At 45.7% G+C, this 23476-nt stretch carries 22 protein-coding genes and 1 other annotated feature; of the genes, 14 read left to right on the top strand and 8 right to left on the bottom strand.

Annotated features, from left to right (window positions below; genetic code table 11):
* Window positions 1-15: 15 nt before the first annotated feature.
* On the bottom strand, window positions 16-2250 hold the full coding sequence (locus BK120_RS13560; RefSeq protein ID WP_076268027.1) for a UvrD-helicase domain-containing protein: 2235 nt from the start codon (window positions 2248-2250) through the stop codon (window positions 16-18).
* Between the two features lie 69 nt (window positions 2251-2319).
* On the opposite strand from BK120_RS13560, the gene BK120_RS13555 reads away from it, so the two are divergent.
* The 3 genes from BK120_RS13555 to BK120_RS13545 all read left to right on the top strand — a co-directional run bounded on the left by BK120_RS13555 (window position 2320) and on the right by BK120_RS13545 (window position 6250).
* On the top strand, window positions 2320-2880 hold the full coding sequence (locus BK120_RS13555; RefSeq protein WP_076268026.1) for a GNAT family N-acetyltransferase: 561 nt from the start codon (window positions 2320-2322) through the stop codon (window positions 2878-2880).
* Window positions 2881-2985: 105 nt separating this feature from the next.
* On the top strand, window positions 2986-4290 hold the full coding sequence (locus BK120_RS13550) for an MFS transporter (RefSeq protein WP_076268025.1): 1305 nt from the start codon (window positions 2986-2988) through the stop codon (window positions 4288-4290).
* The gene (locus BK120_RS13545; protein WP_076268024.1) at window positions 4283-6250 is read left to right on the top strand and encodes a glycosyltransferase family 39 protein; all 1968 of its coding nucleotides are present in this window, start codon (window positions 4283-4285) and stop codon (window positions 6248-6250) included. Before BK120_RS13550 ends, BK120_RS13545 begins: the two co-directional genes overlap by 8 nt.
* A gap of 107 nt (window positions 6251-6357) precedes the next feature.
* Here BK120_RS13545 and BK120_RS13540 read toward each other — a convergent pair whose 3' ends face one another.
* Entirely contained in the window at window positions 6358-6693 is a 336-nt protein-coding gene (locus tag BK120_RS13540; protein WP_076268023.1) for a DUF1904 family protein, read from the bottom strand.
* Window positions 6694-6841: 148 nt separating this feature from the next.
* Entirely contained in the window at window positions 6842-7768 is a 927-nt protein-coding gene (locus BK120_RS13535; RefSeq protein ID WP_083681946.1) for an RluA family pseudouridine synthase, read from the bottom strand.
* 190 nt (window positions 7769-7958) lie between these two features.
* On the opposite strand from BK120_RS13535, the gene BK120_RS13530 reads away from it, so the two are divergent.
* Window positions 7959-9509 (top strand): stalk domain-containing protein, encoded by a 1551-nt coding sequence (locus BK120_RS13530; protein ID WP_179089796.1) that lies wholly within the window; start codon window positions 7959-7961, stop codon window positions 9507-9509.
* A gap of 157 nt (window positions 9510-9666) precedes the next feature.
* Window positions 9667-11559 carry a B12-binding domain-containing radical SAM protein gene (locus BK120_RS13525; protein WP_076268020.1) on the top strand — a complete coding sequence of 631 codons (1893 nt, stop codon included), beginning with the start codon at window positions 9667-9669 and terminating at the stop codon, window positions 11557-11559.
* A gap of 83 nt (window positions 11560-11642) precedes the next feature.
* Here the strand turns inward: BK120_RS13525 and BK120_RS13520 are convergent, their stop codons facing one another.
* From BK120_RS13520 to mnmL, 3 genes are all read right to left on the bottom strand, one after another.
* Entirely contained in the window at window positions 11643-12623 is a 981-nt protein-coding gene (locus tag BK120_RS13520; RefSeq protein ID WP_076268019.1) for a type I phosphomannose isomerase catalytic subunit, read from the bottom strand.
* Window positions 12624-12729: 106 nt separating this feature from the next.
* The gene (gene mnmM / locus BK120_RS13515) at window positions 12730-13323 is read right to left on the bottom strand and encodes a tRNA 5-(aminomethyl)-2-thiouridylate-methyltransferase MnmM (RefSeq protein WP_076268018.1); all 594 of its coding nucleotides are present in this window, start codon (window positions 13321-13323) and stop codon (window positions 12730-12732) included.
* 6 nt (window positions 13324-13329) lie between these two features.
* Complete coding sequence (gene mnmL / locus BK120_RS13510; protein ID WP_076268079.1) at window positions 13330-14295, bottom strand: tRNA modification radical SAM protein MnmL/YtqA; 966 nt, start codon at window positions 14293-14295, stop codon at window positions 13330-13332.
* A 282-nt stretch (window positions 14296-14577) separates the two neighbouring features.
* On the opposite strand from mnmL, the gene BK120_RS13505 reads away from it, so the two are divergent.
* Window positions 14578-14787 carry a hypothetical protein gene (locus BK120_RS13505; protein ID WP_076268017.1) on the top strand — a complete coding sequence of 70 codons (210 nt, stop codon included), beginning with the start codon at window positions 14578-14580 and terminating at the stop codon, window positions 14785-14787.
* A gap of 153 nt (window positions 14788-14940) precedes the next feature.
* On the top strand, window positions 14941-15708 hold the full coding sequence (gene trmB / locus BK120_RS13500) for a tRNA (guanosine(46)-N7)-methyltransferase TrmB (RefSeq protein ID WP_076268016.1): 768 nt from the start codon (window positions 14941-14943) through the stop codon (window positions 15706-15708).
* On the opposite strand, the gene BK120_RS13495 is transcribed toward trmB, so the two are convergent.
* Complete coding sequence (locus BK120_RS13495) at window positions 15705-16277, bottom strand: phosphatase PAP2 family protein (RefSeq protein WP_076268015.1); 573 nt, start codon at window positions 16275-16277, stop codon at window positions 15705-15707. The two genes, trmB and BK120_RS13495, sit on opposite strands and share 4 nt — an antisense overlap.
* A gap of 705 nt (window positions 16278-16982) precedes the next feature.
* On the opposite strand from BK120_RS13495, the gene BK120_RS13490 reads away from it, so the two are divergent.
* The 5 genes from BK120_RS13490 (at window position 16983) to BK120_RS13470 (ending at window position 20218) form a co-directional block, all read left to right on the top strand.
* On the top strand, window positions 16983-18221 hold the full coding sequence (locus BK120_RS13490; RefSeq protein WP_076268014.1) for a glycosyltransferase family 2 protein: 1239 nt from the start codon (window positions 16983-16985) through the stop codon (window positions 18219-18221).
* A gap of 66 nt (window positions 18222-18287) precedes the next feature.
* Window positions 18288-18445 (top strand) — a sequence feature (ribosomal protein L20 leader region).
* Window positions 18446-18501: 56 nt separating this feature from the next.
* Window positions 18502-18999, top strand: a complete 498-nt coding sequence (infC, locus tag BK120_RS13485) for a translation initiation factor IF-3 (protein WP_144376751.1) — start codon at window positions 18502-18504, stop codon at window positions 18997-18999.
* 34 nt (window positions 19000-19033) lie between these two features.
* The gene (gene rpmI / locus BK120_RS13480) at window positions 19034-19231 is read left to right on the top strand and encodes a 50S ribosomal protein L35 (RefSeq protein ID WP_076268012.1); all 198 of its coding nucleotides are present in this window, start codon (window positions 19034-19036) and stop codon (window positions 19229-19231) included.
* A 50-nt stretch (window positions 19232-19281) separates the two neighbouring features.
* Window positions 19282-19641: a 50S ribosomal protein L20 gene (gene rplT, locus BK120_RS13475; protein WP_054028358.1), complete on the top strand. Its 360-nt coding sequence runs from the start codon at window positions 19282-19284 to the stop codon at window positions 19639-19641.
* Window positions 19642-19825: 184 nt separating this feature from the next.
* On the top strand, window positions 19826-20218 hold the full coding sequence (locus tag BK120_RS13470; RefSeq protein ID WP_076268011.1) for a hypothetical protein: 393 nt from the start codon (window positions 19826-19828) through the stop codon (window positions 20216-20218).
* 14 nt (window positions 20219-20232) lie between these two features.
* Here BK120_RS13470 and BK120_RS13465 read toward each other — a convergent pair whose 3' ends face one another.
* Complete coding sequence (locus tag BK120_RS13465) at window positions 20233-20733, bottom strand: GNAT family N-acetyltransferase (RefSeq protein ID WP_083681944.1); 501 nt, start codon at window positions 20731-20733, stop codon at window positions 20233-20235.
* Window positions 20734-21247: 514 nt separating this feature from the next.
* Here BK120_RS13465 and ilvB point away from each other — a divergent pair.
* Together ilvB and ilvN are read left to right on the top strand one after the other, a co-directional pair.
* On the top strand, window positions 21248-22993 hold the full coding sequence (ilvB, locus tag BK120_RS13460; RefSeq protein ID WP_076268010.1) for a biosynthetic-type acetolactate synthase large subunit: 1746 nt from the start codon (window positions 21248-21250) through the stop codon (window positions 22991-22993).
* Complete coding sequence (ilvN, locus tag BK120_RS13455; protein WP_076268009.1) at window positions 22990-23475, top strand: acetolactate synthase small subunit; 486 nt, start codon at window positions 22990-22992, stop codon at window positions 23473-23475. The genes ilvB and ilvN overlap by 4 nt, the downstream gene beginning before the upstream one ends.
* Window position 23476 lies beyond the last annotated feature (1 nt).

Raw genomic sequence — 23476 nt, 5'->3', positions numbered from 1 at the left:
GCAAATCGTTTCTCCTCACTTCTTTTTCTTCGGCAATATCTTTGTGCCTTGCTCCATTGGAGACTGGCATAATGGGCAAGCACGAGTCTCTGATTGTGAATCCTCGTACGTTATAATACGCTGCCATACCTCGCAGGAATCGCTAGTACATAACCATGCAAGAGCAGATTCAGTATCACCGTCCTCTTCTTCACCTGACATAAAGGCAGAGCGGATGAACCTTGATAGTTCAGCCGGTTTTCCTCGGTACAGAGCAGGGGAGCTGATATACAACTCCTCTTGGGCTCTAGTAACAGCAACATAGGCGAGTCTTCGTTCTTCCTCCAGCGCTTCTGCCAGTGCGTTGTCGCCCGTTTGAATGGAGCTCCGGTCACTATGCTTATCCGCAGCTAATGCAGAGCTATGCGGTAAAATGCCTTCTGAAGCGCCGATGACGAATACAACAGGAAATTCAAGTCCTTTGGATCTATGAATGGACATCAAAGATATCGCACTGCGGTTATGATTATGCTTCTGAAGCTGCTGCACGGCAGCATGCTTGTCCGTAATATCATCAATATAGGCCAGAAAAGCTTCAATGGTATCATATGTGCTCGCCGCAGATTCGAACTCATCAAGCACTTCCTTTAGACCTTCCTTATGCTCCGTCATTTCATGACGCTTGCTCGTTTCAAGAAATTGGTCATAAAAGGATTGGCGAAGCTGCATAATAGCTTCAGCAGGCTTTAATTCGGCCAGCGCTTTAATAAGCTTAATGCGTTCCTTGATTTTGTCTTTCTGAAATTCTTTGATTTGCGGAAATTCAAGCAGATGTATGAGCGGCCATTTCTTAGCACGCTGCTTGTCTTGGTTCCATATGAAAGCCATAGCCTGTTCCCGATTGACATAAAGCGAGGGGAGCAAAATTTCCATCGCATCGAAATTGCGGCGATCCATTGCAAGCCTCAGATGGGCAACTAGCGGCTTTATCGCCCACTGGTCATAAAAGAGCTGGCCGTCGCCGAAGTCGATAAACGGAAGCTCCTTTGTAAGAAGCAGCTCGACGAGCGCCCTGCTGCTGCTCGCAGTACGGAATAAAACAGCAAAATCGCCAAAGGAGCGATTGCCTTGAGCAATTTGCATGCTAATCGTGTCTGTAATGAGCTTTGCCTCGTCTTGCGTCGTCTTGAGCCGTGCATAGGAAGGGCTAACTCCTTTGGGCTTGACAGCAAAGAGCGATTTCTCTTTGCGGAGCTTATTATATTGAATGATAGCATTGCCAAGTCCCACGATTGTGCTCGTTGAGCGGTAGTTAATATCCAGTACATAAGTTGCTGCACCTGGATACTGATGCTCGAAGTTCAATATATAATCGTTTTTTGCACCGTTGAAGGAATAGATCGTCTGATCGTCATCGCCGACGACCATAAGATTGCGATGCTTGTCGGCAAGCATTTGGACGAGCACGTATTGCACCTGATTCGTATCTTGGAATTCATCGATCATGATGTACTGAAAGCGCTGCTGAAGGGTAGCAAGCAGCGCCTTGTCGTCCCTCAGAAGCTTGTACGCTTCAAGCAGCAGATCATCGTAGTCGAATTTATCCATCTCTTTCTTCCACTGCTCATAACGGGTGAAAAGCAGCTTTAGCTCTCTTTCCTCCGTTGTAGAAGCGGGAAGGTCTTCGATGTTGATCATCTGCAGCTTAATGGCGGAGAGCTGTGCTAGAATGGTTTCGGGCTCATATTCGTTTTGCAGCAAAAGCTCCCGCATCAGACGTTTGAAAAAAATATGCTTTTGTCCGGTTTCACCCAAAATGCCTTGGCGATAGCCGCGCCCTCGCAGCAGTTGGAGGCAGAAGGAATGAAAGGTACGAGCCTCTACGCCGCTTGCTGCTTGCGGATTAAGCACAGGAAGAGCGCGAATGCGGCTTCGCATTTCATCGGCTGCTTTTTTGGAAAAAGTCATTAATAAAATATGCTGCGGCAAGGCGCCTTGCACAGCCAGCAGATAAGCAGTTCGGCATACGAGTACAGACGTCTTGCCCGATCCTGCTCCGGCCAGCGTTAGCGCTGCTCCTTTGTTATGGCGAACAGCGGCAATTTGAGGCCTATTGAGTGATATGCCGAATTGCTCTAAAGACCGGAAGAAGCCGGCATCCTTCTGGCTTGCATCAACAAGCTGAAGGCTCGTTTCGGCTTCTGCTTGCTCGGCAAAAGGAACCTGACTGTTCCGAATGCCTATGGGAAATGTATAATAGACATGACTCACTACTTCATCACCTTTAAGAATAATATTCACTTATTATAACAGAACATTAAAAGAATGAGGGATGACATCATGATTGAACAAGCTGTGAAAGAAGACTTAAAAGAAGTAATGCCGCTGCTGCTATCTGCGATCGGCCATATTGCCTACACATTGGCAGGAACTGAGGATGATGCTGAAGTAGAGCGCATCCTTGGCGATTTTTATGTTCGCGAGGACAATCGGATTAGCTATAAGCATGTTCTTGTCGATAGGAGAGAAGATGGTATTGCAGGAATGCTTCTTAGCTATTCAGGCGATGGAGCTGCAGAGCTGGATGTGCCATTTGTTACACGTCCTGGGCGAGATAAAGGTGTGCGTGCGGATGAAACGATTGCTGTTGAGGCACAAGAAGGCGACTTTTACTTGGATTCCATCGCAGTTGCCGAACGTTATCAGGGGCAGGGCATAGCTAAGGCGCTAATTAGCGCTTTTGAACAGAAGGGCAAAGAGGCTGGATGCAGCAGGCTGTCGCTGATTGTAGAGCCAGAAAATACGAGAGCTTATGCGATTTACAAAAAGCTTGGTTTTACTGAGGATGGTACGATTTTAGTGAGCGGAAGTCCTTATATCCGAATGGTGAAAATGAAGTAATTGTTCAATAAGTTAATTATGGAATAATAAGGGTTTGTGCGGTAAGATGAGAGAGTTATATGTAATTTATAATAGACTTTCATCGTAACCGGGGGCGTTTTATTTATGGCTATGGCAAGCTTCAAATCGAAATTAGCTTACAGCTCGGGAAATTTATCAGTCAACTTAATTGCACAGGCCTTCGCATCCTACATCGTTTTTTATTATGTGGATGTGCTTGGTGTAAAACCGACTTTAATCAGTCTAGCGATGGTGATTCACGGCATCGTCAATGCGGTGCTAAACCCGTTGTTCGGACACATTTCCGACCGTACGAGCTCCCGTTTTGGCAGGCGCATTCCGTACATGCTGTTTGGCATGGTGCCGCTGGTGGCCTTGTTTACTGCGATTTGGTTTCCAGTTGGCACCGGATCAGCGCTGTTCTGGTACTTCTTAACGATCGTGCTGCTCTATGACATTATGTTCGTTATGGTTGTATTGAACTATTCTGCACTTTTCCCTGAAATGTTTACAACTATGAAAGAACGGGCTACGGTGTCTTCATGGCGTCAAATGTTCGGCATCTTGGGGATGATTATTGGTGTGGCTCTTCCTCCCCTCGTTTATGCGAATATGGGCTGGGGGCCGATGGGAGCGATTTTTGCCGGAATCGCGCTTATTTTCTTTATTGTTATGGTATCGGCGAGCAAGGAGAAAATAGTAGTTTCGCGTGAAGAGGTCGGATTCGTTCAATCCTTGAAATTCACATTTTCGAATAAGGCGTTTGTTTTATTCGTTATCGGCAGCTTTTTCGTCCAGTTTACCTTTGCCATGCTGCCCGCGGCTATCCCTTTCTTCACCAAATACGTGCTCGGAGCTGAAGATAGCAGCAATACGATTTTGCTGGGCGCTATTTTTGTTGCTGCCATTCCGTGCGTCTACATATGGGGGAAATTGCTGCAAAGATGGGGACCGCGCATGACCGTTATGATTGCCGTTAGTATTTATGCATTAGCAACGATTCCATTTTTATTCGTATCCAGCGTTGCAACTGCGGCCATGGCGGCGGTCGTGATCGGCATCGGTTTAGCTGGATTGCTCGTTTTGCTGGATGTTCTGTTGTCCGAGATTATTGATGAGGATGAGAAGCAGACAAACGTACGCAGAGAGGGCATGTACTTTGGGATGAACGGCTTTATCGTCAAATGGGGAATTTCACTGCAGGCTGTTGTTCTGGGTGTTGTGCTGGAGGCTACCGGCTATGTGAAGGACGCGGTTCAAGCGGAAGCGGCAGTGTGGGGCATTCGTTCAATGCTCAGCTTCATCCCATTCATAGCTTTGCTTGTAGCTCTTCTATTTTTCTATTTATACCCTATTCGTCCTACGAATACGATTACAAAAAGCGGAGCGGTGACCCATAGTAATGACTAGTTTTATAGATTGGGTAAAAAAGAACCCATTATTGCTGCTTCTGTTTCTCGTCGGGGCTGCGGTGAGAGTAGTATATGCGGGCGCCATACCAGGCGGCTTGAATCAGGATGAGGCATCGATCGGCTATGAGGCTTATTCTATTCTGCATTATGGCATTGATCGCAATGGCATATCGCTGCCGGTTCATCTTATTGCATGGGGAAGCGGTCAGAATGCGCTTTATGCTTACCTGTCTATGCCTTTTATCTATTTATTCGGTTTAAATGAACTGTCAGTTCGGATGGTTAGCATCATATTTGGCCTACTGAGCATGGTGCTATTCTATCGGATTGCAAATCAGCTAGTTAAAAGAAAGCATGCAGCTGCGGCTGCAGCTTTTTTTATCGTCATATGCCCTTGGCATATTATGATGTCACGATGGGCGCTGGAGTCGAATATTTTTCCTACTCTAGTGCTGATCGCAGTGTTCTTTTTTTTCAAAGCGCTGCAGCAGCCGAAATGGCTAATTGGCTTTACATTAACACTAGCCGCTTCGCTTTATGCTTATGGAACGGCTTATTTTTTTGTACCTGTTTTTGGAGTGGGCGTTTTGGCTCTGCTCGTTGTAAAAAAGACATTCAAGCTTCGAGTTCTGCTTTGGAATTGCGCGGTTCTCATTATATTAGCAGCACCTATCGGTCTGTTTCTTCTTATTAATCGATATGGCATGGCGACCATACAATTTCTGTTTTCTATTCCTAAGCTAACTGTTCCTCGTGTAGAGCAAATCTCTACCGCATTTGGCGGTCATTTTTTCTCAACGTTTGCGGAAAATTTCAAATCATTTTTGCAAATGTATTTGACTCAAAATGATGGTTTGCTGTGGAATGCCATGCCTAAATTTGGGTATATGTATCCGTTAGCATTACCGCTGATCGGGATTGGCATCTTATATGGTGTTATGAAACTGATTAATAATTTCCGCATAGAGACAGCAGTCATTGCTATCTGGTTCGGAACGGCAATTCTAATGACATTGATTACAGATGTGAATATCAATCGTATTAATATTATTTTTTATCCGACGGTATACTTGGCAGTTGCAGGCCTTATGTGGCTGCACAAGCGGATTAAATACTCTTTCCCTATCGTTATAGCGGCGTTCACCATTTTCTTTGTTTTCTTCTGTGCTAACTATTTCACTACTTATGCGAAGCAAATAAGCCCGCTTTTCTATGAGTCCTTTGGAGAAGCTGTACAGTACGCATCGGATGAAACGGAAGGCAATATTTATGTGACAGATCAAGTGATGATGCCTTATATTTATGTATTGTTTTATGAAAAAATGGATCCGAAGCAGTTTATGAGCACAGTCGACTATATCAATCCAGGTGAACCCTTTCAGTTTGTTCGGGCATTCGGCAGATACCATTTTGGGCAGCCAGAGCTGAAGCCAAACGAGGAAGCGGCTTATATTTTCAAAAATAGCGACTCTATTCCGGGTGAGGATTCAGGCTATAAGATTAAAAGATTTAAACATTATACGGTCGTGAGCGGTACAGGAACAATGGTGGCTTTGAAGGTTCATGAATCATTTCAGAACGGCGGCTTTGAGGAAGGGCAGCAGTATTGGTCATTTACTTCCGGCACGGGGATCGGCTCAAACCGTCCTTACAGCGGTTCCAACTTAATGTATGTTGACCCAGGCAACGGTCGTGTCGTTTCCCAGACCTTCTCGGTTGCTGATGACGGTGACTATATTCTTTCTGCTAAAGTGAGTACGAGCGCTGCTGGTGGAATGATTGGGGTTTCCATCAATGGAGTAAAGATTGAAGATCTTGCGATTAACGCACAAGAGCAATATGTAGAAGTTAAGCTGCCTGTTGTATCCGTGAACATGGGGGACACCGTTTCTATCTATTTTACCGGAGGGGCGGGCTGGTTAAATGTCGATGATGTGGCGTGGAGCAAGCATGCTTAATAGAAAGATGGAGGAGTCTCAAAACCATTTGGATTGGGACTCCGGGAGTGGGAAGATTCCAACGACAACTGGAAAATAACGTCCATCACACGATACATGGAGTGAAATTATTCCGATACGGCTTCACCGTTAATATAATAACTGTCCTCGCGATAAGCATGAAACACGATTTCAATTTCGGATAAGCCAATCTGGCTGACGTATTTGGTAACTGCCTGTGCAAAACGATTTCTTACTTGCTGTCCCCGCTCGAACCACCCGACCTCGATAAATGCAAACCCTTGATCATCTGTCTCAGTGCCAAAAACGCTGGTCGCATTTAGACAAGCCATTGTAAAATTATCGGTACCGCACTCGCAAATAGCGGCAAGCTCAGCAGCAAGCGGTGCCGAAACGGACTTTAACTGCTCGGACGGTACTCCGCGGAATAATAAATGTGGCATTATACTGTTCCTCCTGCATAGATAGATTAATTATCCATAGTAGTATAACAAAAAAAAGCATCAGCCGCTTTATACCAGGGAATGCCGTCTGATTCACAATCAGTGGGCATTCCAGTATAACGATTGATGCTTGTTTGTTTGCTGCTGTTTACTCCGTCACATGAAACGGCTTAAGAAACAGCTTAGGAATTTCAGTTTCAAACTTGACCAGCTTGCCGGTTATCGGATGCGTGAAGGACAATACGCGGGCATGCAAGCCAAGGCGGCCAATGATGCGTGTGCGTGCGCCGTATTTTTTGTCGCCAACAACGGGATGGCCAATGTCCTCCATATGAACGCGAATTTGATTTTTTCGGCCTGTCTCGAGATTCACTTCGAGTAGCGAGAAGTTTTTATTGGAACGAAGCACCTTATAATGGGTAACGGCGTGCAGACCATCGTTCGGATAGGAGCTGGAATACATTTTGAGCGTTTTGCTTTCCTTCAGCCACGAACTGATTGTACCTTGCTCCTTCTTAACCAATCCTTCTACAAGCGCGATATAGCTTCGTTCTTGAACCGAATCCTGCCAGCTGTTTTGCAGCTGCTGCTGAACCGCCTCGCTCTTTGCAAACATCATGACGCCTGACGTATCACGATCCAGACGATGCACAACGTAAATCCGGTTTTTCGTATTTTCGACCCGTACATGCGCCATAAGCTGACGATAGGCGGTCACTTCATTTTCTGGCGCGGAATCAGAAGATATGGACAGAAGCCCCGATTCCTTCTTTATAACGATAATATGCTCATCCTCAAACAGGATCGCGAGCCCTTCCAGCGGTATTTTATCCTGCGGCCGGTCTCTGCCAACCGTAACGGTTTGACCGGGCTGAAGCGGATAGTTGTAAGCGGTCGTTGATTTTCCGCCTACAGATACTTGTCCGTTCGCTAATATGGATTTCACTACATTGCGTCCAGCACCTGAAATATTTTTTATGAGAAAGGGAAGCAGTTCCATCGGTTCGTTAACCGGGTAAGACTTGCTCTTATCTGCTTGTGATTGAGGAGCTCCGCGCTTTTTTCCCCTGTGCATGCCAAAAAACCTCCTAGATTCAATGCTCCTACTATACCATGAGTATGGGCTTCAGTTCTAATCTTCTGTTTAGCAGTTTAACAACGTTCTATGAATCTCGATCTAATAGACAAAGAGTTAAGAGGAGTGGTAGGATTAATGATAGATTTACCAAATGGTGAAAAAGGAAAAGTTTGGAGGAAATGATCGCGTGAAAACAAAAATTTTAAAGACTATGCTAAGTCCTATGCTCATTGCCGGGTTATTGCTTGCCCCATTGTCAACACTTAGCGTAGATTCTGTAGCGGCAGCCAGCGCTGCAAGCAAGACGGTTGCCGTATCGACGCAACAACTGCAGGTGATTGTAGATGGCAAGAAATTATCTCTATCAGCCGGCGCGTATGCAGAGAAAGGCGTCACATTTGTTCCGATGCGCGATATTTTTACAGCACTGGGCGCTACAGTAACTTGGGAAGGCAAGACGGAGACGATTATTGGACGTAAAGGCAATCGTTCTATTTCTCTTAAAGTAGGCATGAAGCAAGCGGTCATTAACGGTAAAACAGTGAAGCTCGATTCACCTGCTGTCGTTCGCAAAGGCGTTACGTTTGTACCCGTTCGGTTCATCTCGGAAGCTCTTAACGCAAATGTGAAATGGGATAAAGCGGCTAACGCGGTTCGAATCACATCGCAAGAGGCTGCCGAGCAAGCAGAATACAACGAGTGGCTTGAGCAGCAGAAAAACATTCCTAGACTTACTCCTAAAGAAATCGTAGATAAATATGATGAGAGCGTTGTTCTTATTATGACCAATCGCGCTCAAGGCAGCGGCGTTGTTATTGGAGATAACCTGATTCTTACTAATTATCATGTTATCGGAGATGCAGCCTCCGCTACTATGCTGGATGTTTATGGTGACGAGCTGAAGATTACAGGCGTAGTTCATTATGATAAGGCAGCAGATCTAGCTATTGTTAAAACAGAAAAATCAATAGACATTCCGCCGGTCGTTCTAGGTTACGGATTAAACTCGTATAAAGGCGGCAAAGTCGTTGCCATTGGAAGTCCGCTTGGGCTGCAAAATACAGTTTCTGACGGTCTGATTAGCAACATCACCTATGAAGACGGTATCCGATACATTCAGACAAGTGCTCCGATCGATCACGGCAGCTCAGGCGGGGCATTGTTTAATGAGTTCGGAGACCTTATTGGCATCACCACGCTTGGATACTCTGGGACGAGCGCGGATTTGAATTTTGCTGTATCCGTTATTCATGCTGCTAGTTTGAATAGCGAAGTGACAGAGGAGAAAATAAAGAACGCCAAGTTTTTACCTTCAAGCTTGCCGGATACGCTCGTTGGCGCTCCTTTGGCTGATATCGAGAAGGTGCTGAAAGATCAATTCTCTTCTGTATCTACTACTGAAGGCGAGGCTAAGTTTACGAAGTGGGAAGCCAAACGTGATTCCGCTGGCTGGCTCGTGCTGACAGCAGATATTGATCCTAGGTTTTATATGTTATACGGAGCATCGATGTCTCAGGAGCTCAGGCTTTGGGCAATTAATCTAGGGAATGAGTTCCATAAGATGCTGCCGGATGAGAAAATTCAAGTGCTCATTTCCTTCGAGCGCGATTATGGTTTCGAGCCGCGCGGCTTTGAATCGGGCGAGGTTACAGCACTTGGCGGCGACAAATGGCGTGTTCGCTATCCAATCATCGATATGCAGCTCAAAAATGAGCTTTATATTAAAGTAAGAGTGTAAAAAAATGGAGGCATCTGCTGCTGCGATCTGCGGCAAGGGATGCCTCTTCTTTTTTTTGATTTTTTTCTGTACAATAGAAGGCATCTTGCTATAAGCGCTGAAGGCTTTCGCAAGCGTGCTTTATAGGCAAATGCTTAAGTTAGAGAGGTTATTACTTATGAAAGTGGTACTGTCCACATTAAATGCCAAGTTTATACACACATCACTGGCGCTGCGCTGTTTGAAGGCGTTTAGCGGCGATCGATTCGATATTGAAATTGCAGAGTACACCATCAAAGATCCAGTGATGAACATCGTGTCCGATATTTTTTCGAGAAAACCTGATGTAGTCGGATTCTCCTGCTACATTTGGAACATCGAAGAAACGATTACGGTTATTAATATGCTGCGCAAAATCATGCCTGAAATCAAAATTATTTTAGGCGGTCCTGAGGTCAGCTATGATATGGACTATTGGATGGAGCGTGTGCAAGAGGTTGATTTTATCGTGGTAGGCGAAGGCGAAGAGACCTTCCATCATTTGCTTACTGAGATTGAAGGCGATGGCAAATACCATATGGTATTCGGAATTACGTATCGGAAGCAGCGCGAGGATCGCGTCGAGGTGCTGATTAATCCGCCGCGTCCCAAGCTGAATCTGAATGAGCTGCCATCCCCGCATCGCTTTGATGAGGATATTCCTCATTTGGGAAGCCGTGTCGTTTATTTTGAGACAAGCCGAGGCTGCCCGTTCAGCTGCCAGTTTTGCCTATCCAGTATCGAGGTTGGCGTTCGTTATTATGATATGGAGCGGACGAAAGCAGATATTTTGTATTTGATCGAAAAAGGTGCCAAGCTTATTAAATTCGTCGATCGAACATTTAATATTAAACGGGATTACGCGCTTGAAATTTTTGAGTTTTTGATTAAAAACCACCAGGGCTGTGTTTTTCAATTTGAAATAACAGCAGATATCATGAGACCTGAGGTGCTTGATTATTTAGCTGAAAATGCCCCTCCAGGCATATTCCGCTTTGAAATTGGCGTACAATCTACGAATGATCCAACAAATGAAGCGGTTCAGCGTCGCCAAAACTGGATGAAGCTGGTGCGTACCGTTATGAAAGTGAAAAATTCTCAAAAAATCGATCAGCATCTTGATTTGATTGCCGGTCTGCCGCTTGAGAACTATGATACGTTCCGCGGAACGTTTAATGATGTATTCGAGCTGCGTCCCGAGGAGCTGCAGCTAGGCTTTCTCAAAATGCTGCGCGGTACGGGTCTGCGCCGTGAAGCAGATAAATGGGGCTATATTTATATGGACAGATCGCCTTATGAAATGCTGGGCAATGATTTGATGCCATTTGGCGATATCGTACGGATTAAGCGGGTAGAGGATGTATTGGAGAAATATTGGAATGCGCACCGAATGGATCATACGCTGCTTTATTTGGTTGATCGTGTGTTTCCATCGCCATTCGACTTCTTCCAGGCGTTCGGCGATTTCTGGGAACGAAGCGGCTGGCAAAAGATCGGCCATCAGCTGGAGGATCTGTTCTCGCGGCTCTCGGCGTTTCTTGGATCGCTGCCTATCTCAGTGGAGAAGAACAGCGAGCTTGTGCCAGCACTGCAAGAGGATACGAAGAGAGTTTCCGCATCTCAAGAAGAGATACTCGCAATTGCAGGGGAACGCCTTGATAAGGACGTCGTGCTGGGGCTAATGAAATACGATTATTTCCTTAATCATAATTATAAGCCTCGCAAAATTTGGTGGGAGTTTACGATGGACAAGTCGCTGTGGAGCGGCTGGATGCGCCACTTAGCGGATCGCCCAGAGGATGTATCTCCTGAATTCGCAGCACTGCGATTTGGCGAGAAGGAGCTTCACAAACATGCGGTTATTGAGAAGCTGCCGTTTGATCTTGCAGCATTCCTTGCTACAGGAGAGGTTGATCGCGAACATCATACGCTGCTCGTTGTTCTGTATGCACTTGAGGCAGGCAGCAGCAAACCGAAGCCGCGTCCTTTCACTTTAAAGACTAAAGCTGGTCAAGAAGCGATGATTAAGTAGTCCTGATTGAAATGAAAAGAACCTCCAAACCCATGAAGCAAACGGGTTTGGAGGTTCTTTGTTATTAGTTTGAAAATATGAAATTAAACAGAAGCAGGTACAATACTGCGAAGTACAGTCATGCTGCCGGAAAGCTCATAGTCGCCAAGGTTAGCGGGAAGGAGGAAGCACTCGCCTGCTTTAACGGATTGCTCGCCATCTGCCCATTTTACTTGTCCCTCACCATCGGCAACTACAAGGATAACGAAGCTATCAAGCGATGTGGACAGCTTCCAAGGCGCGGCTACGATACCTTTCTCAACGATGAAGTAAGGAGAAGAAGCGATGGTCAGCCACTGGCCAGCTACTGCGCTGTCTGTTTTCATCCGCTCAGCGCCTGCGCCTTCATAGGCAATGACATTAAGAGAATCTTCAATATGAAGCTCGCGCAGCTGACCATCAAGCCCAAGGCGATTGTAGTCATGCAAGCGATAAGTAGTGTCGGAGTTTTGTTGAATCTCAGCTACAACAACGCCAGAGCAGAGAGCATGAACGGTTCCTGCAGGAATGTAAAAGGCATCTCCGGCTTCAACAGTCACTTCTTGTAGCGCGTCCATAATGCGGCCTTCAGTGATTGCTGCTTCCATCGCCGCACGGTCAATGCCGTCTTTTAGGCCATAGATGATTTTTGCGCCTGGCTTAGCGTCGAGGATGTACCACATTTCTGTTTTGCCAAGCTCGCCTTCAGGCAGCCCTTCGTACGCATCTGTAGGATGGACTTGAATGGATAGGTCATCATTGCAATCGAGCAGCTTGATAAGGAGCGGGAAACGTCCATTTTTCTCGGAAAAGCCTTGTGAGCCAAACCATACAGGTCCGTAAGTTTCACGAATTTGGTCAAGTCCAACGCCAGCAAGCTCGCCGTTCATTACTTTTGTAATGCCGTTAGGGTGATCACTGATCATCCAGCCTTCGCCAATTGAGCCTTCAGGCATTTCAAGGCCAAAACCTTCTAGTGCGCGTCCTCCCCAAATACGTTCTTTCATTTCCGCTTTAAATTGTAATGGATAAGGTTTTACTGTCATTATTTATCTCTCCCATATCGGTAGTATGTCGTTCTACTGCAGCTAAAAAATAACATTCAGAGCAATTGGCTTTAAAGAGCTGTAAGGTGAGCGCGTTGCAAAAAAATTAACGAGCAGTTGGACGCTTCTCGGCCGCTATAAGGTAAGGTGCTGCCTTGCGCTGGGTCTGCCTGTAAATAACGGTCTGCGCTAAGCTTTGAGGCAGCTGTGCTGCCCAAGACTCTACCGCGGCGGCTTCCTCAGCACCGCCAGGATGTCCTGGATACAATACGCAGGTCACAATACCTCCAGGACGAAGCAGCATGATAGCTGCATCGAGCGCAGCCAGTGTTGTTGCAGGCTCGGTTATGATCGTGAGATCATCGCTTCCCGGCAAATAACCGAGATTGAACATTACGGCTGAGACTTGTCCGATAATAGAAGGATCAACAGTCTCAGCCATACTTGCGTGATTGCTCAGCACAAGTTTAATATCGGGAAGCTTATTGTTATTTTGAAGGGAAGAAAGGCGCTCTTGCGTGCGATCAAGCGCCTCCTGCTGGATATCAAAGGCATATACCGTGCCGTTAGGTCCAACAAGCTCGGCAAGCGCAAGTGTATCTACACCGCCGCCGGCAGTAGCATCAATGACAATGTCACCCGGCGAGGTACGCTCGTTGATCCATTTGTGAGCCATGCTTAGGACTGATAGAAACCCCATATTTCGCTAAACCTCCTGCTGCCATAGCTTGCCTTGCCACGTATTGCGGCGCGTAAGCTCGTCGTCGAAGGCATTCAGCACTGACCATTTATTCATGCTCCACATCGGACCAATCAACAGGTCACGCGGCGCATCTCCCGTAAGGCGATGCACGATCATTTCTGGCGGCAGAAACTCAAGTGTATCAACAATCAATTTCACATATTCATCCTGCTCAAGAAATTGAAGCAGACCAGCCTCGTACTGACGTACCATCGGCGTCTTGCGCATGAGATGAAGCAAATGAATTTTAATGCCTTGCACGTCCATCTTGGCGACGGCGCGACCTGTATCTAGCATCATTTCATGCGTTTCCTGAGGAAGACCGTAAATGATATGCGCACATACACGAATGCCGCGTTCCCGAAGACGCTTTACGGCATCGAGATAGCAGGCCGTATCATGTGCACGGTTAATGAGCTCTGAAGTAGATTCGTGCACGGTTTGAAGTCCCATCTCCACCCAAAGGTAGGTTCGTTCATTCAGCTCAGCCAAATAATCGACTACATCATCGGGCAAGCAATCAGGTCGTGTTGCAATGGACAAACCAACAACGCCAGGCTGCTGCAAAATGACTTCATAATATTCCCTTAGCTCTTCAACGGGCGCATACGTATTTGTATAAGCTTGGAAATACCCAATATACTGCGCATTTTGCCATTTTTGATGCTGACGGTCCCTTATTTTATTGAATTGTGTAACGAGGTCGTCCCGCCTGCTGCCCGCGAAATCACCGGAGCCGCGAGCGCTGCAAAATGTACAGCCGCCCTTCGCAATGGACCCGTCACGATTCGGGCAAGTGAAGCCGGCATCAAGCGTAACCTTGAATACCTTGCCTCCCAACTGTTCATGCATTTCGTAATTCCATGTATGAAATCGTTTATCGCCCCAAAGCAGTGGCTGCTGGTGTTGCGATGTTGATAATTTAATCATCGTTTTCCCCTTCATTCAAGACCTACACCCTATATTTTAGCGAAAAACGAGTGGAAAAGCCACGTTTGTCATGCGAATAGATATTGAATGTTCGGAAAACGCTTTAATTGGAAAAAATTTTTGAAATGGGTGTTTTTAGACTTGCATAACCTTACATGAAGTGTTATATTAAAAGTGCGACAAAACAACAAATAAACCTAACATAGCCCATATGCACCTGCATTCATGAAACGTCGATTAAATGGAAATACTCTTACTAATAAATCGATGAGGTGATTAGAGATGAATAATGTAACCAAAATACCGCACGGCGACGATACTGTAACTGTTGAGCTAACTGTAAAAGAATTGATGGCGCTTACAGGCGTCCGCTTTCACAATAATCATGGTGTAGAAATTTCCGCTCGCAAGAAGTTGAATGAAGTATTAGTGGGAACATACGAGCGTGAGCAGAAAGAGAACGCTCCGATTCCGTATCAGCTTTTGCTGTAACGACTATACATCCAATGACATGATAAGCAAGCCGCATCGCCGATAATTGGCTGCGGCTTTTTTCTATCCTCTTTACATTGCTCAATTTCTTGGGCACAATAAGGACTAGTCTATTCGTTGCATCGTCTACGATAAATGGAGGAATCACTGCATATGCGTTTAAGAGGAAGAAAAGGTATTCGTGAAAGTTTAGAGGGTCAGCCGGAGCTAGTCGTGCTCGATGCTGCGCCGCACAAAGGCAAGTGGCGTGAGTTTTTTGGCAACGACCAGCCTATATATGTAGAGCTTGGCATGGGCAAGGGTCGTTTTATTAGTCAAATGAGCGCTCGCTACCCGCACATCAATTTTATTGGCGTTGACATGTATGATGAGCTTCTTCGCCGCGCAAGCGAGAAGGCACGCATCGTATGGGAGCAAAAAGGGGAGTCGCATCCGCCCAATCTTGCGCTGCTTCGCGCTAATATTGAAGGAATCGAGACGATGTTTGCTCCGGGTGAGCTTGAACGCGTCCATCTGAATTTTAGCGATCCATGGCCAAAGGCTAAGCATGCGCGCAGAAGACTAACGCATCCAAGACTTGTTGCCAAGTATATTGAACTGCTTAACGAGCGCGGCGAGATCCATTTTAAGACGGATTCACAATCTCTGTTTGAGTTTTCATTGAACAGTTTCGCGGAAATGGAGCTTATCATGCGCAATATTTCGCTTCATTTACACAAAGAAGGCCCTCGAGAGGACCTTGTGTTTACGGAATATGAGATGAAGTTTATGGAAAAAGGACAAAATATTTATCGTGTTGAAGCCGTTATCGGCTCCGAGGCTATTCGGAAGCATCGTGAAGCGAAACATGAGAAGTCGCTTAAAGAGGAAGCTGAGGCATCAGAATCCGTCTCGAATGATTCGGATGACGAGGATAATTAATTTAGTCCTACTGCAGACGATACCCAAGAATAATTGACTGCCAAAGCTGTTATCGTTCCGATCAGTGCGCCAGCTGCAACATCAGATGGGTAATGCAGCCCTAAATACATTCTTGACCATCCAACGGATAGTCCAATTATTAACGCAAGCGGCACCAGCAGAGTCATCCATATCCCGCTAGTCAGCAATATAGGGACTAGCCATGCGAAGATCGCTGTTGTGTGTCCGGATGGAAATGAAGAATCGACAAGCGGCTTATGACATGTATTTACATCAGGCAGCGCTTGATAAGGTCGAAGCCGTTTGAATTTACGCTTTACAATTGCTACTGGCAAGTGGCTTATGACGACCGCAGTCAAGCATTGCCACCCAGTAAGGCTCCAAGGAGCAGGTGCAAGTAATGCATATAGAAGGGCGGTTGCGAGCGTAAAGGTTGCGCCGCCCATATGTGTGACCGTACTTAACCATTTCCCCAGAATTCGATGTCTTTTTCTCCCTGAAGGTCTCCGGTTTGCCCAAATCAATAATCTTTGCTCACTCGTTTTCAGCCAGCCTATCATTCGTTCCATCGCTGTCATCCTCCTAACGGTGGCTTACTTCTATAACATTTATCAATTCCAGACTTAATTTTAGCATGTTTTTGTTCGCTGAGCGTAAACTATTTCTTGTCCCTATATTAAGGATAAGTAAGTATTATAGCACTAACTTGCTTTCCATGGGTGCTGCCTGATGAGAATGCGCTGTCATGCGTCTATCGGTATCCTGTTTTCGCTCCAAATACAGGGAATAAATATTGATTTCAAATTACTGTTTAATAATGTGCATTTGATGGTAAAACTGTAATGGACAAATTCCACGCGGTTGTGACAGGGTCTGTCGAAACCGCAAAAGATGTCGGAACGGAACTTTCTCGTTCACTTGTTCGTCACATAGACCTATTTCGATTTAAGAAACATTTTCACACATTTTAACGTAAATAAGGACGTTAGTGCTAAAAACTTAGCAATTGGTTGAAAATAAGGCTGAGTCGTCGTAAAAGGAGGTAATGTATTCATCCGTGAGCAATGCAAGCGTTTTTCTGCCGAGATTAAGCGCAATGAAGACTAATTCAACTTTTGACAAAGAAGTTGTTTCTGTGGAGAATCAATTAAGGTCCGAGAGTGTTTGCAGAGAAACACTCATACAAAGAGAAAATATATAATAAAAAGCTTACGGCAGCCACGGGTGGATGCTGAAAAAAGCAAAAAAAATGGGGTCTAAAGGGGTAATGCCGCATGTTCAATACGATTATGTTTGTGGTTCAAATTCTATTTGCGTTGTTAGGTGTGTATCAGCTGTTTTTAACGTTTTTCGGATGGCGGCGTAAAAAAGAAGATCTTTCTCATGCACCGAAAAAAACATTCGCACTGCTGATAGCAGCACATAACGAAGAGCAGGTTGTTGGCGCACTGATTGAAAACTTGCAAAAAATGAAATATCCACGGGAGCTTTATGATATTTTTGTAATTTGCGATAATTGCACCGATGGTACAGTCGATGTTGTAAATAGTTATGATGGAGTATATGCATGTGTTCGTGAAAATCCAAATCAACGCGGCAAGGGCTTTGCGGTTGAGTGGATGCTTAAAGAGTTGTGGGCTATGCCAAAGAGCTACGACGGCGTAGCGATCTTTGATGCCGATAACCTTGTAGCGACTGATTTCTTGCAGTACATGAACAATGATTTGAGCAATGGGTTCAGAGTTATTCAAGGCTACCTGGATACAAAAAATCCAAATGATTCTTGGGTCAGCTCAGCAAATGCAATCAACTACTGGTTCTGCAACCGGCTTTGGCAGCTTCCGCGTACAAATCTTGGCCTTGCCAACTTTCTAGGTGGAACAGGCATGTGCTTTGATTCAAAGCTGCTTCAGGAAATGGGCTGGGGAGCTACAAGCTTGGTTGAAGATTTAGAATTTACAGTCCGCTGCATTAAACGCGGAATTTATCCGAAGTTCAACTTTGAGGCAAAGGTGTTCGACGAGAAGCCGATTACGTTCCAAGCATCAGCTCGCCAAAGGCTTCGCTGGATGCAAGGACACTTTGATGTTACTCGTAAACATATGCTTCCTCTGCTTTGGCAGGGAATCAAGGATCGCAGCATGACAAAGATTGATGCGGCCCTTTATGTGTTCAATGCTTATAATTATTTGGCTGGATTTTTTATTGCAGCGATCATTTGGGGAGACATCCTGCTCTCAGGCGGAGATAACGTCACCTCCGTGTACAACCTGCTTCCAATTTGGCTGAGCATTCCGTACATGGCATATATTTTTGTGCAAATACCTTTATCCATGTATATGGCTAAAGTTTCGTGGAAGCTATATTTGCGGATTCCGACCTTTCTATTGTTCACCTTGTCATGGTGGCCGATAACGGTGCATGCATTCTTCACGCAAAACAACAAAAAGTGGAGTCATACCCAGCATACACGCGTCATCCGTCTTGAAGAAGTTCAAAGCAAACAAGTTTAATCGCTTGTTGACAAGGCTTTGTAGGCCATGGTATAGTAACACGGTAACATTTACAACTAACTTAATACGCACAAGCAGAAGCACCCGCTTCTCACCTTTCGGCTCAGGCTGGCTGGTTCGCGATAATCGATTAGTCATTCCATCATTTCAACTGAAGTGATGCTCTGACATACATGTACGGTTATGAGATGCGGGTTCGAGCGAACCCGCATTTTTTTATTGCGTGGAGACATGAACAAACCATTTTTGGAGGTGGCACGTTATTAGCAGAGAACATCAAATCAATGATGAAATCCGGGCCAGAGAAGTGCGTTTAGTAGGCGCTGAAGGCGAGCAAATCGGTATTAAATCCATTCGCGATGCTATGCAGCTTGCTATCGAGCTGAATTTGGACCTGGTGAACGTCGCACCGACGGCTAAACCGCCGGTATGCCGCATCATGGACTACGGAAAATTCCGTTATGAGCAGCAGAAGAAAGAAAAAGAAGCACGCAAAAACCAAAAGATCGTTGATCTTAAAGAAGTTTGGTTCCGTGCTAACATTGATGAAAATGACTACCAAACGAAGTTTCGTAACGTTGTTAAGTTTCTCAATGAAGGCGATAAAGTGAAAGCATCCGTAAGATTCCGCGGTCGTGAGATTGCTCATGCATCTCTAGGCCAAAAGATTTTGGATCGTCTTTCAAAAGAGGTTGCCGAATTATGCAGCGTTGAGCGCGCTCCTAAGCTGGAAGGCCGGAGCATGATTATGATTTTGGCACCCAAAACCAACAGCTAACAACTGATGAAGAACTTTAAGGAGGATAACTGATATGCCTAAGATGAAAACTCACAGCAGTCTGAAAGACCGCTTTAAAATTACTGGAACTGGTAAAGTAAAACGTTACAAAGCTTACCGTAACCACTTGCTTTCACACAAATCCGGTCGTCAAAAACGCGTACTTGCTGGTCAACCGCTTATGGCTGCTGGCGATGTTCGTCGTTTGAAACAAGGCCTTGCTAACTTGTAATAATAAGCTACACCAAATAAGCTAATTCAACCTACAGGAGGTTTCCACTCATGGCAAGAGTTAAAGGCGGTTTTGTCCGCACTCGTCGTCGCAAAAGAATTCTAAAGCTAGCTAAAGGTTATTTCGGTTCGAAACATCGTCTGTTTAAAACAGCGAAGGAGCAAGTTGGTAAGTCCCTAATGTACGCTTACCGTGACCGTCGCAACAAAAAACGTGACATCCGCAGACTGTGGATCGTTCGTATTAACGCGGCAGCTCGTATTAACGGACTTTCGTACAACAAATTCATGCACGGCTTGAAACTTGCGGGCGTAGAAGTAAACCGCAAAATCCTTGCTGACCTTGCAGTTAACGATATGACTTCGTTCAACTCGCTTGCTGGCATTGCAAAAGAAAAAATTAACGCTTAGGCGTTGACCGCATATAAGGGCTGTCCAAGTCATCTAATCGATGATTTTTGGACAGCCTTTTTTGCGTTTTTTTTTGCGAAAATGAACCGACATGCGCACATTTATAGGAGCAGAGGACAAATAAACAGACGGATGCCACCCTCCGCGAATATGCTGTAGGACAACGGGAAGGGAGGGATTTCGCATGCGTAACGTTTCCAAGCAGCAAGTACGGAAACTGGTCGGCAAATCCATTTATGCAGTACGTCCTGACGGCTCTGTCGTCACTGGCAAGCTCGTTCGGGTACACCAAAATAAACTGATCGTCGCTCCACTTGAAAAAGACAAAGGCAAGCTCGTGCAGACGAAAGCAATTTTGCCTCTCGTATTGTTTGACCTTCTTGCCATCGGCACGCTTCCTTTATGGGGTGGCGGCTTTGGTGGTGGTTTTGGCGGTGGCTACGGTGGCGGCAACTGCTGCAACAACAACTTTAACCAATACGGCAATGGCAACTATGGAGGTTATGGCGGCAATGCTGGTTATAACGGCAATGCTGGCTATGGCGGTTATGGAAACCAGGGCTACAACGGTTTTTAATGGCAATTAAGTAATCATAGCGGGGTGAGCGGTTTAAGTAATTCGTAGCAGCGCAGCTCAGGATAGTATTGGACGGTATAGTAACCAAGCTTACTATAGAGTTGATGTGCTTTACCATTAACCTGATCGACAAACAGCCTGGCAACTTTGCAATTCTGCGTTTTGCCGTAAGCTTCGCTATGAGCTATTAATTTTCTGCCCCATTGTCTATTCCGGTGATCAGGATGCGTGACCATCATATCTAAATAAAGCACCTCACCCATCACTTCAAAATGGATGAAGGAGACTGGAGGGCTTTTTTTAGATAAGGATGCTACAAAAGTAACGCCGCGACGGAAACGCTTAGGGAGCTCTCGAATCGTTTGCGCATCATGCTGATGTACCGTATGGGATAAGGGAATAAGCTCATTGCGAATGAGGCGAACCACTTCGGCTTGGTCATACCTTGGCTCATAAATACGAATCATGCTCATCATTCCATTTCTACCGCGCCAAATGGATCTGGGACGCAGCATGAATTTGCCGCATTAGGGCTAAACTAGTATATGTAGCGCGCTAAAGGATTGCGCCGAATACATTTTACAACAAGAGTTGTTTATGGTTCTTGACGAACTGAGATTCACGGCATATAATAAGGAAAGTCTTATCTACCACGTACTGGTATTCGTACCATGTGGTAAATACAAAATCAGCATTGATGAGGACGAAGTGCTTAGGGCCCTTTTGAACAGAGAGCGGATGGATTAGCTGCAACCATCGCCAAAATCCCTTTTCTACGAGCTCACCTCGGAGCTGTTTCCTTGAAAAGCAACCATGTGTTGCCTATTAGGGGGAATCGCAGGGCAAGCGTTACAGTGCCATTGGTAGAACGTATATGCATGACGTTCTTACTTGTAGAGGTTATACATCGGGAGATGTGTAACGAATTTGGGTGGTACCACGGAAGATATACCTTTCGTCCCTCGTTGCTTCGTATTGAAGCATGAGGAACGAGAGGTTTTTTTGTTTTTTCTGAGAGGAGGATGACTGATGATAACGCAAGGTGCAACACTGAAGTCAAAAGAGGAAATGAAGGAAAGAATTTCGAAACCTGAGGTTATTTCTGGTTCGGAAATTTTGCTAAGAAGTCTATTGCTTGAGGGTGTAGATTGTGTGTTCGGCTATCCAGGTGGAGCAGTGTTGTACATTTATGACGCGATGCACGGAAACCCCGATTTCAATCATTTATTAACACGGCATGAGCAAGGCGCGATTCACGCGGCAGACGGTTATGCCCGCGCAAGCGGCAAAGTAGGCGTATGTATCGCTACATCAGGTCCTGGTGCAACAAACCTCGTGACGGGAATTGCAACTGCATATATGGATTCCGTACCACTAGTTGTTATTACCGGTAATGTCATCTCCAGTCTGATTGGCAGCGATGCATTCCAAGAGGCAGACATTACGGGTATCACAATGCCAATCACTAAACACAGCTACTTGGTTCGCGACGTTGAGGATTTGCCTCGTATTATTCACGAAGCATTCCATATTGCCAACACGGGGCGCAAAGGTCCAGTATTGATCGATATTCCGAAGGACATCTCAGCGGCTAAGACATTGTTCAAGCCAGTAACAGAAGTTAACATCCGTGGTTACAACCCGACAGTTACGCCTAACAAAAATCAAGTGGATAAGCTGATTAAGGCGATTGAACAAGCGGAGCGCCCGTTAATACTAGCAGGCGGCGGAGTCGTTTACTCTGGCGGACATGAAGAGCTGTTCGAATTCGTTACTAAAACGCAAATACCAATTACAACAACATTGCTTGGTTTGGGAGCTTTCCCAAGCGGCAATGATTTATTCCTAGGCATGCCAGGCATGCATGGCACATATACGGCTAATAAATCGATTCAAAGCGCAGACTTGCTAATTAATATTGGCGCTCGCTTCGATGACCGCGTAACCGGCAAGCTTGCGGGCTTTGCTCCACTGGCGAAAATCGTACACATCGATATCGATCCAGCGGAAATCGGCAAAAACGTACCAACAGACATCCCGATTGTCGGTGATGTAAAGACTGTTCTTGAGATTGTGAATAAGCTTGCGAAACGTGCAGACAAAGCGGATGATTGGCGTGCGAAGCTCAAAGCTTCATGTGCGGAATATCCATTCAGCTATACGGATTCTGACGTTGAGCTTAAGCCGCAGTGGGTTGTTGAGCTGATCCATGAGACAACGAATGGCGATGCGATTGTAACAACTGACGTTGGTCAACATCAAATGTGGGCTGCACAGTATTACAAATTCAACAAGCCTCGTTCATGGGTTACTTCCGGAGGGCTAGGTACAATGGGCTTCGGATTCCCTTCTGCTATCGGCGCTCAAATGGCGAATCCGGATCGCGTAGTCGTTTCCATTAATGGTGACGGCGGGATGCAAATGTGTGCGCAAGAGCTTGCGATTTGCGCAATTAACAACATTCCGGTTAAGGTAGTAATTATCAATAATCAGGTGCTTGGTATGGTAAGACAGTGGCAGGAGCTTATCTATGACAACCGCTACAGTCATATTGATCTCTCAGGCAGCCCAGACTTTGTTAAGCTGTCAGAAGCTTACGGAGTTAAAGGCTTCCGCGCAACGAACAAAGAAGAAGCGCGTGCCGCATGGGAAGAAGCATTACGCCATCCTGGTCCAGCTGTTGTTGAGTTCGTCGTTCGCAAAGAAGAGAACGTGTACCCAATGGTAGCGCAAGGAAGCACCATCGACGAAATGATCATGGGGGATGCGGAATGAAAAAACACACGATCGCAGTAATCGTTAACGATCAGCCCGGCGTTCTACAGCGCGTATCTGGTTTGTTCGGACGCCGCGGCTTCAACATTGAAAGCATAACGGTTGGTTCCAGTGAAGAAGCAGGCTTGTCGCGTATGGTCATCGTCACTTCTGGTGATGATCATACGCTCGAGCAAGTAACGAAGCAGCTTTATAAGCTGATTGACGTTATTAAGGTCATTGATCTTAGCTCAAATCCGATGGTTGGCCGCGAGCTTGCACTCATTAAAGTGAATGCAGAGCCAGCATCTCGTCCGGAAATTTTAGGTGTTGTTGAAACTTTCCGCGCAGCGGTTGTGGACATTGGCACTCATTCGCTTATGGTACAAGTAGTAGGGGACACTGAAAAAATCGATGCTATGGTTGAATTGCTTAAACCGTATGGCATTCGTGAACTGTCGCGCACAGGAGTAACAGCATTAAACAGAGGCAATTCCAAGTAAT

Source organism: Paenibacillus sp. FSL A5-0031 (assembly GCF_001956295.1).
Classification (GTDB): Bacteria; Bacillota; Bacilli; order Paenibacillales; family Paenibacillaceae; genus Pristimantibacillus.
The sequence above is the reverse complement of the archived record's forward strand: the minus strand, read 5'-3'. Positions and strand labels throughout refer to the sequence as shown.